The 18260-nt window shown below is 31.9% G+C and carries 17 protein-coding genes; 2 read left to right on the top strand and 15 right to left on the bottom strand.

All coding sequences use genetic code 11. The features are described from left to right. Positions 1-14: 14 nt before the first annotated feature. The 11 genes from ABDJ34_RS04535 to ABDJ34_RS04485 form a co-directional block, all read right to left on the bottom strand. Entirely contained in the window at positions 15-632 is a 618-nt protein-coding gene (locus tag ABDJ34_RS04535) for a V-type ATP synthase subunit D (RefSeq protein WP_094207409.1), read from the bottom strand. 4 nt (positions 633-636) lie between these two features. Then, on the bottom strand, positions 637-2013 hold the full coding sequence (locus tag ABDJ34_RS04530) for a V-type ATP synthase subunit B (RefSeq protein ID WP_094208897.1): 1377 nt from the start codon (positions 2011-2013) through the stop codon (positions 637-639). Between the two features lie 8 nt (positions 2014-2021). Beyond that, complete coding sequence (locus ABDJ34_RS04525) at positions 2022-3788, bottom strand: V-type ATP synthase subunit A (RefSeq protein ID WP_154272253.1); 1767 nt, start codon at positions 3786-3788, stop codon at positions 2022-2024. Then, positions 3781-4389 (bottom strand): V-type ATP synthase subunit E, encoded by a 609-nt coding sequence (locus ABDJ34_RS04520; protein ID WP_412701524.1) that lies wholly within the window; start codon positions 4387-4389, stop codon positions 3781-3783. Before ABDJ34_RS04520 ends, ABDJ34_RS04525 begins: the two co-directional genes overlap by 8 nt. An 8-nt stretch (positions 4390-4397) precedes the next feature. After that, a complete protein-coding gene (locus ABDJ34_RS04515) occupies positions 4398-4706 on the bottom strand; it encodes a V-type ATP synthase subunit F (protein ID WP_060790370.1) in 309 nt (102 codons plus the stop codon). Between the two features lie 2 nt (positions 4707-4708). After that, entirely contained in the window at positions 4709-5128 is a 420-nt protein-coding gene (locus ABDJ34_RS04510) for an ATP synthase subunit C (RefSeq protein ID WP_094207412.1), read from the bottom strand. Between the two features lie 13 nt (positions 5129-5141). After that, positions 5142-7073, bottom strand: coding sequence for a V-type ATP synthase subunit I (locus ABDJ34_RS04505; RefSeq protein ID WP_412701523.1), 1932 nt, complete (start codon positions 7071-7073; stop codon positions 5142-5144). 12 nt (positions 7074-7085) lie between these two features. Next, a complete protein-coding gene (locus ABDJ34_RS04500) occupies positions 7086-8102 on the bottom strand; it encodes a V-type ATPase subunit (RefSeq protein ID WP_094208901.1) in 1017 nt (338 codons plus the stop codon). A gap of 2 nt (positions 8103-8104) precedes the next feature. After that, positions 8105-8413 (bottom strand): hypothetical protein, encoded by a 309-nt coding sequence (locus ABDJ34_RS04495; protein ID WP_412701522.1) that lies wholly within the window; start codon positions 8411-8413, stop codon positions 8105-8107. A gap of 287 nt (positions 8414-8700) precedes the next feature. Beyond that, positions 8701-9408 (bottom strand): hypothetical protein, encoded by a 708-nt coding sequence (locus ABDJ34_RS04490; RefSeq protein WP_412701521.1) that lies wholly within the window; start codon positions 9406-9408, stop codon positions 8701-8703. Between the two features lie 197 nt (positions 9409-9605). Next, positions 9606-10418: a J domain-containing protein gene (locus ABDJ34_RS04485; RefSeq protein ID WP_316529974.1), complete on the bottom strand. Its 813-nt coding sequence runs from the start codon at positions 10416-10418 to the stop codon at positions 9606-9608. A 79-nt stretch (positions 10419-10497) separates the two neighbouring features. On the opposite strand from ABDJ34_RS04485, the gene ABDJ34_RS04480 reads away from it, so the two are divergent. Beyond that, positions 10498-11406: an AAA family ATPase gene (locus tag ABDJ34_RS04480; protein ID WP_412701520.1), complete on the top strand. Its 909-nt coding sequence runs from the start codon at positions 10498-10500 to the stop codon at positions 11404-11406. Next, positions 11406-13091: a vWA domain-containing protein gene (locus tag ABDJ34_RS04475; protein ID WP_412701519.1), complete on the top strand. Its 1686-nt coding sequence runs from the start codon at positions 11406-11408 to the stop codon at positions 13089-13091. Before ABDJ34_RS04480 ends, ABDJ34_RS04475 begins: the two co-directional genes overlap by 1 nt. Before the next feature lie 48 nt (positions 13092-13139). Here ABDJ34_RS04475 and nrdG read toward each other — a convergent pair whose 3' ends face one another. The 4 genes from nrdG to ABDJ34_RS04455 form a co-directional block, all read right to left on the bottom strand. Beyond that, positions 13140-13640, bottom strand: a complete 501-nt coding sequence (gene nrdG / locus ABDJ34_RS04470) for an anaerobic ribonucleoside-triphosphate reductase activating protein (RefSeq protein WP_094208906.1) — start codon at positions 13638-13640, stop codon at positions 13140-13142. Then, positions 13640-15763, bottom strand: a complete 2124-nt coding sequence (gene nrdD / locus ABDJ34_RS04465; RefSeq protein ID WP_412701518.1) for an anaerobic ribonucleoside-triphosphate reductase — start codon at positions 15761-15763, stop codon at positions 13640-13642. The genes nrdG and nrdD overlap by 1 nt, the downstream gene beginning before the upstream one ends. Before the next feature lie 237 nt (positions 15764-16000). Beyond that, positions 16001-16960 carry a polysaccharide deacetylase family protein gene (locus tag ABDJ34_RS04460; RefSeq protein WP_412701517.1) on the bottom strand — a complete coding sequence of 320 codons (960 nt, stop codon included), beginning with the start codon at positions 16958-16960 and terminating at the stop codon, positions 16001-16003. A gap of 8 nt (positions 16961-16968) precedes the next feature. Continuing rightward, entirely contained in the window at positions 16969-18144 is a 1176-nt protein-coding gene (locus ABDJ34_RS04455; RefSeq protein WP_412701516.1) for a S41 family peptidase, read from the bottom strand. Positions 18145-18260 lie beyond the last annotated feature (116 nt).

Raw genomic sequence — 18260 nt, 5'->3', positions numbered from 1 at the left:
TGCCCAACCGAAATTTATTTTTTCTTCTTTTTTACCATCTTCAATCTGAAGAATTCTTCTCTTTCTTTTTCAGCTAATATATCTTCAGTATCTTTGATGGATTGTTCGTATTTTGGAATTTGTATTTTATCCAACGCATTGGCACGTTTTTGAGTTTTTTTAATTTCTTTACCCAATTTATACACTGCATTTTCCATTTCAGCCAATTCGTATATAGTTTCTCTGATTTTGTTGAATGCAAGAACAGCCCTATCGAATGATGCATTAGTTCTGAAGAAACCATATTGTGCTTCGGCTTTTGATTTTGGATATACAATATTTGGAACTTCAACTCCCATTACTGATTTGTAAATTATATCGAATTCTTTTTCGTGACTAATCGAATGGGAAATTTCTTCGAGTCTATCAGTTCCTACTGTTATGGATGCTTCTGTCAAAAGCTCGTAAGCTTCATCAAATTCTTTTTCAATGGAATCTTGAAGCGTTTGTGCTTTTTTCATAAGACCCATCATTTCTTTAATAAGAACTGTTCTTTTCTTATCCAAAAGATTGTAACCTTTCTTTGAAAAATCCAGTGTTTTTTTAGCTTTTATTAAATTCCCCTTAGTAGGAGTCATCTTATAAACTGCCATATAATCACCTGTTCATATGTTGTTTTATCATTTCTGGTGATAATCTGTCCAATTCGTTTTCTGGTAATATTTTCAATAAATCCCACGCAAGATCTAGTGTTTCTTCTATTTCTCTGTTTTCATAATAATCTTGTTTTACAAATTTGTTTTCAAATTCGTCTCCAAATTTCAAATATTTTTGATCAGCTTCGCTCAAATCATCTGCTCCGATAATTTGTGCCAAATCCCTAACCTCTTGAACATGAGAATAACTTGAAAATAATTGACTACTTACATCCGGATGATCTTCTCTTGTGTATCCTTCACCAATACCATCTTTCATAAGTCTTGAAAGAGATGGAAGAACATTGATTGGTGGATATATGTCTTTTTGCATCAAACTTCTTTCCAAAACAATTTGTCCTTCAGTAATATATCCTGTTAAATCCGGAATAGGATGAGTGATATCGTCATTAGGCATCGTCAAAATTGGAATCAAAGTTACAGAGCCTTCTGCATCTTTAATCATACCTGCTCTTTCATACAATGATGCCAAATCAGAATACAAATATCCTGGATAGCCCTTTCTGGAAGGAACTTCTTCTCTTTTTGATGAAACTTCACGAAGAGCTTCTGCATAACTTGTCAAATCAGTAATAATAACCAAAACGTGATAATTTTTTTCGAAAGCCAAGTATTCCGCTGCAGTTAGTGCCGCTCTTGGAGTAATAATTCTTTCCATTATTGAATCATCAGCGTAATTTACAAACATACACACATTATTCAATACACCAGATTGTCTGAAAGTATCTTCGAAAAATCTTGCTTCGTCGTGTTTTACACCAATCGCTCCGAATACAATTGCGAAGTTATCTTCGTTTGCACCTTTGATTTTAGCTTGACGAACGATTTGTGCAGCCAATCTATTGTGACTCATTCCAGATCCAGAAAATACTGGAAGCTTTTGTCCTCTAATCAAAGTCATCAAACAATCTATCGAACTAATTCCTGTTTGGATAAAATCCCTAGGATAAACTCTGGAAACCGGGTTGATGGCACGTCCATTTACGTTGTAGCGTTTTGCTGCGTAAATATCTCCTCCATCATCTATTGGTTGACCAATCCCGTTGAATTTTCTTCCCAAAATATCTTCTGACAAAGCTATTTCAAATGGTCTTTGTGAAAATCTAACTTTAGTATTTTGTGTACTCATTCCTGTACTGTCACCAAATACTTGAATAGTAACAGTATCATCGTTAATATTTACAACTTTACCGACCATTGATTTATCTGATGCAGATGATTTTACTTCGACAACTTCCCCAAAAGATGCTTCATTTACATTTTCAACTTCTATAATTGAACTTTCAACTTTTTTTAGTTTAATGTATTCTTTTATCATAAAATCACCTACTTTTCGTATTTTCTAATCAAATCGCTGTAAAACTCTTTGATTTCGTCATTCAAATCTTTTATTCCACTTAAATCTTCGTTAGAAATTGTGTTCTTCATGGCGATAACTTTTGAATACAAATCTGCATTTTTTACTTGAGAAATAGGAATTTGTTCTTTGATTGCCTTGTGTCCTTCTTCGTATAGTAATTTTATAGTTTTAAGCATTTCAACTTGTTTCTTAAGAGGAACATAAGTATCCACCTTACTAAAAGCATTTTGTTGCAAAAATCCTAACTTCATTACATTTGAAATATCCAAAATCAATCTTTGATCGTCTGGAAGAACATCTTCACCGACAAGCATTACTATTTCTTTTAATTTGTCTTCTTCGTATAACAATTTAAGCATTTGATTTCTCAAATCTACAACATCTTCACCAAGTTTAGATTCGTAATAATCTCTTAATTTTTCTACATAAGAAGAATAACTACTCATCCAGTTAATCGCTGGATAGTGTCTTGAATATGCCAAGTCCTTATCCAAACCCAAGAATACATTTACGAATCTCTTAGTGTTTTCTGTAACTGGTTCACTGAAATCCCCACCAGCTGGTGAAACAGCTCCGATAATTGTAACTGATCCTTCGTTGTCGTTCAAAGTTTTCACAATTCCCGCTCTTTCGTAGAACTGTGCAATTCTAGATGGAAGATATGCAGGATATCCTTCTTCTGCAGGCATTTCTTCAAGTCTTCCAGAAATTTCACGAAGAGCTTCTGCCCAACGAGAAGTAGAGTCCGCCATTATAGCGACATCATATCCCATATCCCTGAAATATTCTGCCATTGTAATTCCAGTGTAGATACTTGCTTCTCTGGCTGCTACTGGCATATTGGAAGTATTGGCTATCAATACAGTTCGTTCCATAAGTGGCTTACCGTTGTTTGGGTCGATAAGTTTTGGAAAATCTTCCAATACTTCTGTCATTTCGTTACCACGTTCACCACAACCAATGTAAATAATAATATCTGCATCGGCGTATTTTGCTAATTGGTGTTGTGTCATTGTTTTTCCTGTACCAAATCCACCAGGAATTGCTACAGTACCACCTTTTGCAAGTGGGAAGAACACATCTAAAATTCTTTGACCAGTTTCCAATAAGCGATCGACATCTAGTCTTTCTTTGGAAGGTCTTGGAATTCTGATTGGCCAGTCTTGGTACAATTTTATATCTGTTAAGTTTCCAAAATCATCTTCCACTTGCATAATAGTAGTCTCAATATTGTACTTGCCATTTTCAAGCACATTTTTTACAGTACCATTAACTCCAACTGGAATCATAATTTTGTGAACGATAGCTTCTGTTTCTGGAACTTCTGCTATTATTTGTCCTTGAGTAACTGTATCACCATTTTTAACTTTTATAGTGACATCCCATAATTTTTCTTCGTCGATGGAAATAAGTCCGATACCTTCTGGAATAAAAGTTGAAAATTTATCTCTTATTTCTTTTAATGGTCTTTCTATTCCATCAAACATATTTTTCAATAAACCAGGTCCTAATTTTAATGAAAGTGGTTTATTAGTGTGATAAATTTCATCGTCCTTTTTCAATCCTTCAGTTTCTTCGTAAACTTGGATAACTGCGATATCATCTTCAAGGCTGATAACTTCTCCGATTAATTTCTTTTCACCAATTAACACCATTTCTTTCGCTGTAAAATCGGTCATATTTCTTCCTTTTATTACAGGACCATTAATAGAAAAAATCTTACCATTATTCATTGATATCACCACCAGTCATTAGATTATGAATATCTTCACCCATTTCATGTTTGCAATCTTGCATTTTTGACAAATAAGTGTAATCAAAATTCACCGTTTCTTCTACATCTTGAATCATAAATCCACCCAAGTAATTGTTCGCAATGGATTTGATTTCTTCGACTTTTTCTGAACTGAAATTCTTAGTTACATAATCATAATCGTTTTGTAAAACCAACAACACTACCTTGTAATCCAAATCAGCCAAGTTTTCTTCAATGTTCTTGATTAATCTTTCTTTATACTCATCAGTCTTCACAAAATCCAATATTTTTTTAGTAACATTATCAAACAATTTTTGCAATACATTTTCTTTTAAAACCAAAAGCTCTCTTCTGCTTTCTTGTTCAGCAGTTCTCAATTTTTCGATAGATTTTTGTTCAGCTTTTCTGGTTCTTTTTTTCAAATTTAAATTGTATTCATCAATTAATTTTTGTTCGTAGTTTTTTAGCTCATTTTGATTAGAGTTTTTTACTTCAAGAAGTTTCTTTTCATAATCTTTTTTCTTATTTGCATAGATTATTTTGTTAAAAATATCTAATTTCTTTTCTAATAAAATCATTTCTACCTCTAATCTACCTTAATTCCTATAGACCCCTTAATGTATTTCATTAAGAAATCTTTGTCTTCAAGTCCTTTTCTTCCGGGTATTGTTACAACTAATGGCTTCTTACCCTTGTCTTTGTGTTTTGTCACTTCATCTTTTATAGTATTGAACACTTCTTCAGTGATAATGACAACGCCCAAAGTATCATCAATAGTTGCAGCCTTAAAAGCTCTCTTCATTTCAGCTTCGTTTTTCGCAACTAAACCTGTGATTCCAGCAAGGCGCATACCAAGATTTGTAACATTATCCGCACTTATAATTACGGATTTCATAATTATAATTGTTGCAAAATAAGAATTGAAATAACCAATCCGTAAATTGCAATACCTTCTGCTAATCCTACATAAATTAATGATTTACCTAATAATGATGGATCTTCACTAACAGCTCCCAATGCTGATGAGCCTACAACACCTACTGCATAACCAGTACCAATTGTTGCAAGACCTGTTGACAAAGCAGCTGCCAAAAGTCCAAGACCATTAGTTGCACCAGCAGCAGATTCTGCAAATGCAGAGTTAGGCATTAAGAATACAAATGCCATTACAAGACATGGAATAATTGCAAAAAGATTAGTTCTTAATGCTTTCTTTAATTTTGTTTTTGATGAATCAGTGTTGTTGTATAACAAATAAACACCTGAACCTATAGTCAATAAAACTATTATTGCTGTTGAAATTAAAATAAAATACATATATTTATCTCCTTTAAATTCTCTTTATAGTTGGTTGGAACAAAATTCCATCACCTTTAAAATATTTACTAAACAATTCATAATATTCAAGTCTCAATGATTGAATGAACACAATCAAACCTTCAAGACCCAAAATCACGATATTTCCTACGATTATCATAGCTATGTTACCTGCATTGGTTCCGATCATTTTACCTATAGATGTGAATGCCAAGAACAAACCAACGTGGTTGATAGCAAATGCCCCTACTCTTATGAATGATACAGTTGAAGAAAACATCGAAATCAAAGTTTCAATAATTGAAAATGAACTTTCAACATAATAACCCGTAACATCCAAACCATTGTGAAGAGGCTTTCTCTTGTACAAAAGTTGTGTCAATGGAACTTTGAAAATCATGACAAAAATCACAATCAACATACACGCCGCAATCACTCCAACAGAAACAATGTGCAATTCTAATGCAACTGTTGCAGCTAATAATAAGAATAACAAGAATAGCAAAAATCCTGCCAAACCTTCTTGTCCGAAAAGTCCTTCTTGCACATCTTTGAAAATATAATTGTTACATAATCCCAAAATGTAAGCTATCAGTAAAAGTACGACACCAAGTCCAATAGCTATAATCAAAACTTTGTTGATATTTTCAAATGGTTTCAAAAATAATGCCGGAATAATTCCTTCTAGTCCGAAGAAAGAACCGTAAAGAATTCCAAACACCATGGAACTTGCACCAATTCTTTCAAGAAGTCCGCCCATCATCTTGTCTTTGAATTTCGCTAATAAGACACCTGCTACAAACATCACAGCGCCTTGTCCCAAATCCCCAAACATAGCACCGAACAACAACATATATGTCAATCCGAAAAATACAGTTGGGTCGATTTCCTTGTAATTTGGAGTGCCATACATATTAACTAAAAGCTCAAACGGCTTAAAAAATTTGTTGTTTTTGAGCTTAGTGGGAGGAGTTAGTCCACTGTCATCTGCATCCAAGAAATTAATGAACATATCATCGTATGCAGATAATTTTTCTTGAACAACACTCTTAGCTGATTCAGGAACCCAACCTGCTAAGTAAAAGTAGTTTTCACTTCTTCCAAGTAAACTCTTCACATCTTCTAATTGAATCAACAAATTAGCAGAAATCACCATATCAATGATTTTGCTTTTGTTATCTCTGTAAATCTCATTTAAGCTTTGATTTAATTTTGAGATTTCAGCTCCTAAGTTTTCATTTTCCAATTCAATTTTGGAAATTATTTCTTTTGGAACTTCTTTTCTATTTTTATTAATATTGATATCAGTCCAATTCAATGATCTCAAAATTCTGTCTGTTTCAATCGACACATCTTTAGGATAAATAGCTACATAAACTTCCTTTTTGTTCTTACTTGCCAAATGAAGTACACTTGCCATGATATTATCGTAGTTTTTCTTCAACTTTAATCTATTTTCCTTAGACAAATAGCCAAAGCGATAATCGAAATACTTCATATCACACAAGCTTTCAATAGATACATCCAAATCTTCTATCAAATACAAATCTTCCAATTCTTTTTTATTTTCATCAATTTGGTTTTCACAATCGTAGATCTTGTCCACCTTAGATTTAATAGAACTGTAGAAGTCTTTGATTTCATCTTCGTTGTACTCTCTTTTTAATCTCTCATCTTTCAAATCAATTTTGAAAATATCCTTCAAATTATCAGCAATAGAATTCAATTCCTTAACATCCCTGTTTTCAAAACCAGTAACATTATTAAACTCCATAGTTTTTTCAATATTTTCACTATTGATATTAACGATAAAAGTATTGTTTTCGATTTGGCTCAAACTATCAGTAAGTTCGACACTTCCAATATCCAACAAATCTTTTATAGTGGATTCAAGATACTTCAGATTTCCAACTACATTCATCATGTACATTTTTTCTGCTCTCAATTTACCACTTCCTTAAACTCTTCTAATCAGATAAGACTTGGACTTTTCAAAATCCAAATTAAATCTCTTAGATTCCACACTTTTTTCAATATCAAATTTTTCAAACTCAAGTAATTCGCCAATCGCAATAAGTTTCGAAATATTGTACTTATTAGTATGTAGCAAATCCATAGCCTTGAAATAAAGATATCTGTAAACTCTCCTATCCATGTACAAATCAATATCATTGTCGGTATTAACCAAGAAAGAATACTTACTTTCGGAAATAAAATTTATCAAATCATCAAAATCCATATACGAAATCTTCTTCAAATCGTCCAATTGGAACAATTTACCGCCCAAAATCGTAAAGTTGAAAATAATCTCGCTATTGATTTCATAATATTTGTTAGCTCTATAAATCCATTCCAAATTCAACAAGTCGATTTTTTCACCATAATAATCTTGGACAATCTTAGAATCTTGTTTCGATAAACCTTGACTCATCTTGATAATGTTTGAATAATAATTTCTATCCAAGTTCATCTCAATAAAAAACAAAATTCTGTGACGATTTTCTTCCTTGTACCTATCGACAATAGATTTGTATGGCTCATCTAACATATCCACAAAATCTTGAATCGTAGTCGACGAAGAAATTCGAGAAAATTTTGTATCCTTGAGAACTATAAGATTATCATTCAACCTATCGGTGTATTCCCTTCTAACGATAACACGCGCCAAAGTTTTAATATCTTCAACGACATAATACTCCAACAAAGAATTATAAAAATCCTTGTATCTGCCGTTCATATAATACTTCAACTTTTCTTCAGTTCTAATCATCTTATCATTAAGACTATTTTCAAACTGACTCACGCCCTCGTTTGCGTATTCACCCTCAATCTTTCCCAATTTCAAAAGATAATCATATTGATCCTTATTAGTATCAGCTTCTAATAATTTCTTAAAATCTTCATCAGACAAAAGCTCTGAGCTAATCTTAGAAATCTTAGTATTAAGCGCACTATATAATCTTGCAGATCCCATAATTACTCCGTAATAATATTGAAGAATTTATCCACCAATCTATCCTCGTTTTTCTCAAAGATTTCCTTCAACTGGTTCTTCTTTTCCTCAATACTCTTCTTTTGATTTTCGATATTATTGTTTTGGCTATTAATAATATCATCATGGACAGAATTAAGTTTAGTTACAGATTCTGATTGATATTTGTCTTCAAGCTGTCTTATAGCTTCTTTTTGTTTTTTTTGTTCAGTCACAAGATCATTTTGAAAAGATTCATCCAAATCCTGTGCTTTTTTATCAATCTCAATTATTTTATTGATTACATCTTTCATAAACTCACTTCCTCACATCTACCTATTATAACCCATATAATTTTTTAAATCTAAATTGATTTTAGATATATTGTTGAATTTTTTATAAAAATTGCTATATGTATAAATGAAAACATTTTTATTATATTTTTTTAATTGCAGCAACTTTGATATTTTTAATTTCCATTTTTTAAAATGAAAAATAAATTTTTAAAAATTTAGACAAAGTTTTGCTTTTTGTGATTGAAATTTTAAAATTTTTTCAATAAAAAATGCTGCACTTTTTATTGTGCAGCACCCCAAATACTTTATTTCATTGAATTTACTATTTGTTTCATATTTTCAACTGTTGTTCTACCTGTCAATGTATATCTAATTCCATCCGCTACGAAAATAGCTGTCTTTTTAGATACAAAATTTTGTGGTTGAATTCCGTCAATTGTTTCTTCAATTAAATTAACTTTATACCCTTGTTCTGAAACGAACTGCTCAGTGAATTTGTACATTCCTAAATAATCAGTAGTCCATAAATTATTCAGCTGAGTTTCACTTAAAACTATATCTGCTTGTATTGATATTGGAGATTTGTACAATTTTCCTTCATCAAAACTATAAAATCCTTCATCATTATATGAATAGTTTGATGTGTCTCCAAGAATATAATTATCGCACTTGATTATCGCATAATCTTTATTATCAGTTTCAACATCTGTAATCATATACTTATCGTCTTTTGAAAGTTCACTATTTAAAAGGGAAACTCCCAATTGTTCTTGAATTTGTTTGTAATTCATTCTAGAAATAGATTGTGGTTTAATACCTTTTTCTCTATTTTTTATTTGATTAGTAACCTTCATAGAATCTAATTCTGGTAATTCTAATTCATTAACCTTAGATTGTTCATTAACTAATTTAACCGCATAAATTGTTGAACTAAACACAATTGCAAAAACCATCATACATAATATTACTGTTAATTTTTTTGTTGATTTCCCTCTACCATTATAATTTTTCATTTTAATTTCCTTTCATTTTTTTATTTTCATTGTTAAATTATATAACAATGTTGATCATTTTGTTTTTTTTTGCCTTTATTGCTTTATATTTTTTTATTTATTATATTTATTTTAGAATATATCATCCTCGATAATTTGTCAAGACTTTTTTTAAGTTTCCCCAATAAAAAACTGGGAGATATTCTCCCAGCGATAAACTATTTTTTGTTTTTGATTCTGTTGTATCTTTCTATGTTTTGTTCATTGGACAAAAAGTCATATGCGTTGTTAACTTCTTGGAACTTCGCAGTTGCATCTGCTGCTTTGTTTATATCAGGGTGATATTTCTTGGCAAGTTTTCTGTAATTCAATTTTATTTCGTACTTATCTGCGTTATATCCCACACCCAATGTATCGCAGTGTCCTTCATATGTTTTTACGAAATCATCCACTGGATTTTGGTATTGATTTTGATATCCATAGCCTTGTTGTCCATAGCCTTGGTTGTATCCACCGTATTGACCTTGTTGTTGGTAATACCCGAAATCATCGAAGCCAAATCCGTTTTGATTGAACCATTCGTTAAATCTTCTAGTCCATTCTTCTTGTTCACGTCTTTGTCGTTCTTCACGCGCTTTTCTTTCTTCTTCTTGTTTGTTGAAGATGTATTTTTTCTTGTAATCAGAATAAGAGGTGTATTTTGTTTGTGAATTATTGAGATAATAATCCCCGTATCCAAGTAGGAATTCAACCATAGAATATTTTACATATTTTAGATAATTGACGAATCCTTTACCCAAAATAGGAAATATCGTTATGAACAAAACCGTAAATGTAATCCATTTGTATTTGAAAAATATATAAGGAAAAAACAATATAAATATACAACCGAAGGATAATATGGATCCTAGTACATACCTAAATCCCACAGTTAAATTCACCAATGTTTCTATAAATGCTATTAAAAATCCGAAAAATCCATCCAAAAATTTCGCAAATCCTTTTACGAAACCTCCCCATGCTTTCTTCATTTATTCACCTACTTCCAATTTCTTTTAATTTATTATATCATACTAATGTCACAATTAGATGAATAATGAAAGAGGTAATATGATTAATTTACTTGAATCACAAAATATAAATAAAAATTTAATAAAAGATGTAGAAAAGTTTTTGAAAAATAATGATGTAGATGATAAGTTCAAATCCAGAATTCCCAAACCACGATTTAATTATTACGGAAAAGAAGTTTTGGAAATGGCTATAACAAGCATTTTGGAAGCGAATAATTTGCTATTGGTTGGTCCTAAAGCTACCGGCAAGAATATATTGTGCGATAATTTGGCATATATTTTCCAAAGACCACAATGGAATATTTCTTTTCATGTGAACACGGATTCTGAAAGTTTGATTGGTATGGATACTTTGAAAAACGATCAAGTTATTTTCAGAGCAGGTCCAGTGTTGGAATCTTCATTAAATGGAGGTTTCTGCGTGTTCGATGAGATTAATATGGCTAAGAACGATTCTGTTGCTATTATGCACTCCGTTTTAGATTATCGTCGAATTATAGATATACCTGGTTTTGAAAAAGTAGACATTCACGATAAAACAAGATTCTTAGCTACAATGAATTACGGATACGCTGGTACGCGTGAAATCAATGAAGCGTTGTTGTCTAGATTTTTTGTCATAGATATGCCAAAAACAGACGAAAAAACTTTGAACAAGATACTTTCAGAAGAATTTTCATTGACAGACACCGCTCAAAAAATGTTCGTGAGATTTTTTATGGATTTACAAGAAAAAAGTTTGAATTCTGAAATTTCTGGAAGATGTATCGACTTGCGTGGTTTGTTATCTTCAATCCACGCTATGAAAAGAGGTTTGAGCGTTAAATCAAGCTTAAAACTTGGAATTGTCAATAAAACATTTGATGAATTTGAAAAAACAATCGTGCAAGATATTATCGATACCATATTTAAGGACGATTTAAAACCGGAAGAGATATTTGAATAATGGAAGATTCAAGGTCCAAAAATCTATTCTGGTTGTTGAGTGAAGATTACAACATTAACCCTAATTTAGATTTTATTACAAAAGAAAATGTCAATTCAGAGATTTTTCAGACTGCGCTTTTTGGATTTGCCCACAGATTCTACGATATGAATTCCGTTATGAAAATAATTGATAATGGGTCAAATAAAACGGATATTTTTACGATTTTGATGATAATTTTAGACAACAATCTAAAAGATAAAATGTTAAATGAAAGAAATGGGCTTGAGGATTTTGATAGACTACAGAAATTATACTATTCTGACAAGTATTATAGGTCCAATCCTAGAAACATTTCTGAAGAATTGGAAAAATATCACTACACTAATAAGCCCTGGACAACTACAAAATCCATCAGAGAAGTCTTGATGTTGACTAAAACAAAGTGCAATGATAGCTTGTCTCTTATAAATCTGTTGATTGAGATTATAAATAAATATTTCTACTCATATAAAGATATTAGCAATAATGATAATTTCAAAAAGATAAAAAAAGAAATCAAACCAGTTATCGAGAAAACCAATCAGAAAATTATAACAAAACAAGAAAATGTATCTCAACTTGAAAAATATTCCATTGGATCACAAGAATTTACTGAAGATTTATACAAATTATTGGAAGATGAGGATGTCGACAACGACTCTTCCACTCAAAAAACTTCACGTACTAAGGATGTTCATCAAAATATCGAAAGATTGTACGGAAAAAGTATCGTCGATCAATCTATTTTGAATTCTTTGAAAAATAAACTGTCTACCGATATTCATTCTGATATAAATTTTCACATCGTGAATGCCAATTCTACTAGAATTGAAAACTACAGAACGAATCTTTTGGTAGAATCTTACAATGAGAATATTAAACATTTCGAGAAAAATATCCTCATTTACAATCGCCAAGTCAATGTTTTAAGTGAAATGCTGAAACTTGCTCTTCTCAAAAATGAAGATGATGATGTTAGAAGGTGGACGTTCGGAACTATCGATATCAAAAGAGCATGGCGTCACACCAAACTAAACGACAATAAAATTTTTAACAAAATCTACAAAAACGAAAACAGTCCAATGTCTGTTGATTTATTGTTGGATATGTCTGCGAGTCAAAGTGAAAAGAAGGAAATTATAGCAGCACAAGCTTATGTTATAGCGAAAGCATTAAGTGATTTGTCCATAAAAGTTCGTGTACTTGGTTTTCAAAATATGTACGATTATTTGATAATTACAAAATTCAAAGACTACGACGAGCAGAACTGCAAAAATATTTTTCATTATCATCCAGAAGGCTCAAACAGAGACGGATTGGCACTCAAATTTATGAGAAATATTATGATGGAACAAATGGAGTCCAAACTTTTGATAATGCTAACAGATGGTAAGCCCAACAATATTGTAAATCTCAATTTTGTTGGCAAAACCAGATTTAAAGCAGAAGATTATGTCGGAGAATCGGCAGTAAAAGACAGCGCAAAAGAAGTATTCTTGACTAGAATGCAAAAAATAAAATTACTAGGTGTGTTCACTGGATCACAAGACGATTTGACTTTTGAGAAGGAAATCTTCACCAATGATTTCTGCTACATTAAATCTCCTGAAATGTTTAGTAAAACCGTAGGCTCATTTATCAAAAATATAATATCTAATATGTAATTAATTGCAAAACAAAACCGTTAGAACCAGCTGATTCTAACGGTTTATTTATAATTTATTCTCATCAACTAATATTATGTCATCCATTGTGGTCTTGTTCAAATCAATCAATCTTTGATTTGAAGATCCACGAAACTTCAATCTCAAATCTTTTAATTCTTCTACGAATCTTCCATCAACAAGTACATCGCACATGTCCAATAGTTTTTTGCAGTTTTGTTTTTGAGAAAGTGTTTCGTAAGTGTATCCCGAAAAAATCCAGATACTTTTGTTTGTATTTTCTCTGATTTTTCCTACAATTTCTATTAAATCATCGCATGATTCGAATGGTTCTCCACCTAAAATTGTGAGTCCATCAATTTCTTCTTGGTTCAAATAATCTATTACTTGATTTGTTTGCGTATCTGTCCATTTTTCTCCAAAATTTGGATCTTGGTATTCTTTGTTAAAACAATTCTTGCAATTGAGGCTGCATCCTGTTACAAAAAACGTGCATCTAATTCCAGGGCCGTTTGCCACATCGTATTGTCTGATTTGTGCGTAATTCATTAAATGTGTAATACCCTATCTTTGATTTCTTTTGTTCTTCCTTCGTTCCAGAAGTTTTCTCCAAGATATCCACAAGTTCTTCTGACAACATTCATCGTAGCATGGTCTTTGTTTCCACATTGTGGACATTGCCAATCACCATCTTCGTTGATTGTAATTTCTCCATCGAAACCACAGTTTTGACAATAGTCGCTTTTTGTGTTGAATTCTGCGTATTGAATATTATCGTAAATGTATTTGACAAGAGTTTCCAAAGCTTTCAAATTCTTGCTCATGTTTGGAATTTCTACATAAGAAATACATCCGCCTGATGATTTATCTTGGAATTTCGATTCAAATGAGAACTTTTCAAAAGCAGATATTTCTTCTCTTACATCAACGTGGAATGAATTTGTGTAGTAACCTTTATCTGTGATGTTTTCGATTACTCCGAATCTTTCCCTGTCTATACTATTAAATCTGTGAGTTAGACTTTCTGCTGGAGTTCCATACAATGCAAATCCTAGATTAGTTTCCTTTTTCCATTGTTTTATTTTTTCATTCATAATATCCATTATTTTCATTGCAAATTCTTTGCCTTTTGGAGTTGTGTGGCTTTCACCAATTGTTAGTAACGTAGCTTCGTAAATTCCAATGTAGCCCAAAGTCACAGTCGCATATCCACCTATCAACAAATCTTTGATTGGTGTGTGTGGTTTAAGTCTCGCGATAGCTCCGTGTTGCCAATGAATTGGAGAAGAATCACTAGTTACATCTTTTAGTAAACCGTAACGCAATACTCCTGCACGTTTGCACATTTCTAATCTTTTATCTAATATTTCGAAGAATTTATCTTCATCGCCATCTGCCAAAATTCCGATTTGTGGTAAATTAATCGTAACAACTCCGATATTAAATCTACCTTCAAATTGATAGTTTCCATGTTCATCTTTCCATGGAGACAAGAACGCTCTGCATCCCATTGGACTGAACACATTTCCTTCATAGTTTTCTCTCATTTTCTTAGCCGAAATATAATCAGGATACATTCTCTTAGCTGTGCAACGAATTGCAAGTGAAGTCAAATGATAAAATTCGCTGTCCTTGTGAATGTTATTTTCATCCAAAACGTAAATTAACTTAGGGAATGCTGGTGTAACATACACTCCTGCTTCATTTTTAATTCCTTGAATTCTTTGCTTCAAAATTTCTTCTATTATCTTTGCAGTTTCTTCCTTGTATTCATCGTGGTCTTCAATAAACATAAACAAAGTCACAAATGGAGCTTGTCCATTGGAAGTCATCAATGTATTGATTTGATATTGGATTGTTTGAATTCCTGATTCCAAGTCTTTTTGAGTCATCTTATCTGCCATTTTTTCAGCCATGTCGATGTCTCCAAGAGTTTCAATGCACAAATTCAAATTCTTTTCGTAAGATTTTCTCAAATACTTTGACAAACATCTAATATCGATACTTTGACCACCGTATTGATTACTTGCTATTTGTGCGATTATTTGAGTCATTACATTACAAGCAACTTGGAATGATTTTGGCGATTCAATTAATTTGCCGTTTACAACTGTTCCCTTATCAAGCATATCTTTCATATTTACAAGGCAACAGTTGAACATTGGTTGAATTATGTAATCCATATCGTGAAGGTGAATTGCTCCTTCATCGTGAGCTTGAAGCAAATCTTGAGGAATAAGCTTTCTTCTAGCAATATCCTTGCTAACTTCACCAGCGATTAAATCTCTTTGAGTAGAAGCTATCACTGCATTTTTGTTGGAGTTTTCTTCCAACAAATCCTTGTTACTTTCTTCCAACAAACCGATTATACTTTCATCAGTAGTGTTAGTTTCTCTTTTATATTTTTGTACGGCTTTGTAGTTTTCGTATGCTCTTGCCGTAGCGGGATTGTTGTACTGAATTAACTTATAATACACTTGGTCTTCGATATCAGTAATACTCAAAACTTTTCCAATCGTTTTGGCATATCCTTCAATTTCTTTGGCGATTTTTTCAGCCAAATTTTCCTCGTAAATTCCTGTACTACTATTCATAGCTTTTTCTATCGCAACGACAATTTTTTTAGCATCAAACTCAACTTGTCGTCCGTCTCTTTTTTCTACAGTTAGCATTTGCAATCCCTCTTCTCTTTCCTTTTTTTATAAGATTAAATTATTTTTTTACTATTTCCTAATACTGCTTTATTATATCAAATACTACAGATAGTATCAATATGTGGGTTTTTGATTTTTATTCATACTATATATAGTTAGTAGGATTTAAAACATTAAAAAAGCACCTTATCAAAAAGGTGCTCTGCATAATAATTTAATTGTGGCAAATTTAAGCTAATATTTATAATTTTAAAATTATTTTAAAATTCCAAATTCATATCCCTTATCTTTAAAATTTTTAATAATTGCTGAAAGTGAATCAACAGTTAGTTGTTTTCCTGGTGCATCGTGACACAAAACTACAACTAAATCTTGCTCAGCTTGATAAGTTAATGAAGTATTTGCAAATTCAACCATGCCTTCCACAGTCGTAGGTCTTCTGCTTTTTGGTTCAGCATCTCCAACCAAACTGTTCCAGTCAATCCAGTGAATTCCCAAATATTCTAATGCATCATCGCCTGGTTTTAATTGTTTCCAACTCATGTGTCCACCTGGATATCTCCACACGCTTGTTTTAAAATCTGGACCAAGAACATCTTGCAATGCTTTTTGTGCCATTTCAGCTTCTTTTTTAATTCTATCAGCGTTTGCAACTCTTCCTGGATATAATTTTGAATAATCGTGTTCAAAAGAGTGAAGGGCAATTGCGTGACCTTCATTTAATTGGCGTTCCAAAATATCTTTTGTATCTTGTGAAACATGTTTACCAACTACAAAAAATGTAGCAGGAACATTTTCTTTCTTTAATACATCCAAAACTTGTGGAGTTATGCTGTGATTTGGACCATCATCAAAAGTCAAGAAACAAATTTTTTTGTTGTCAGTGTTTTTAACATATCCCTCAGATTTTGTTGGTCTAATAAATTGACTAATTGTTTTGGCATCATAAGCATACGAATCTGCTTTTAAAATATGATTTGAACCCTTCATTAATTTATTCGGATCTTGTTTTGGCTCTTCTTTTTTCTCTGCAGTTTTTTTGTTTGATTTCTTAGAAGAACTCTCAGCTACTTTTGGATTAAGACTTTGTTCGCTGTTGGCTACTTTTACTGCAACAAAACTTCCTACAGCCAATACAAAAATCAAAAGAACTATTGAATTAATTATTTTTTTTCTTCTCTTACGTTTTCTTCTCGCTTCTCTTTCTTCTCTCATAATTTCTCCTATTTCTTATTTAAAATCTCCAAAGCTTTTTGAAGTTGGTTATCTTCTTTCATAAACTCAACTCCAATACCCTTAGCTTTTTCATCTAATTTGATTTCAACATCTGGTTTAACACCTTGTTTGTGAATTTTGTTGCCATTTGGTGAAAAATACTCGCTAATAGTAAGCTTCAACCCTTCGCCTTTTTCCATTGGAATAATCGTTTGAACGATACCTTTTCCAAATGTTTTCTCTCCCACAATCGTAGCTTTCTTGTAATCCTTCAAAGCCCCTGTCAAAATTTCAGATGCAGATGCACTCGAGCCATTCACAAGAACCACCATTGGTAGATTTTGTTCCGAAGAATCACTCTTTTGGACATCTTCTTTTTTATTCTTATCCACAGTCTTAACTATTACTCCTTGTGGAAGAAGATAGTCTGCTATTTTAACCGTAGAATCCAACAAACCACCAGGGTTGTTACGCAAATCCAAAACAATTGATTTCACATTTTGCTTTTTCAAATTTTCGTACTGTTCAATAAATTCCTTATCAGTTTTTCTGTCAAATTGAGTTATGTTGATATATCCAATATCTCCAATTTTTTGAGAATTAACAGTAGTCAAACTAATCATACGACGTGTGATATTTACATCGAAAATCTTACTAGTTTTGTTCTCCATTCTGGCAATAGTAAGCTTAACATCTGTATTAGGCTTACCTTTCATAACCTTCACTGCATCATTCATTTGTGATGCATTGTAATCCTTGCCGTTAATTTTAAGTATAATATCATCTTTTTTGATGCCTTTTTCAAAAGCTGGACTACCTTTGATAGCACTAACAACAGTTATAGCACCAGTTTCAGAAGGAGTAACCACAATTCCAACACCTGCATATTCTCCCTCAGTTTGTTGATTCAAACTATCCATCTCTTCCTTAGTCAAAAACTCAGAATAAGGATCTCCCAAAGATTTTACATAGCCTTCAACAGCTCCTTCTTGTTGCTTGTTCTTGTCTATATCAAAAAGATAATATTGGTCAATCAAGTTTTCAATCTTATTGATCTTCGCTAATGGAATACCATTTTCATTGGCAATCGCTGTTCTTTTTCCTGTAGCATTTCCTACAGAAAAACTTAAATACACCAATAAGCAAAGCCCCAATCCAATAAAAACTTTTTTAAATGTTTTCATAAATCACCTCTAACTAATATATAGTATAACAGATTAACGATTTTTTGTATTAAAATTGAGTTACAATTTGTCTAAGATTATTGTGCTTTTAATTAAAAAAATATCCTCTTTTAATA

Source organism: Finegoldia dalianensis, from assembly GCF_046255015.1.
GTDB lineage: Bacteria > Bacillota > Clostridia > Tissierellales > Peptoniphilaceae > Finegoldia > Finegoldia magna.
The sequence above is the reverse complement of the archived record's forward strand: the minus strand, read 5'-3'. Positions and strand labels throughout refer to the sequence as shown.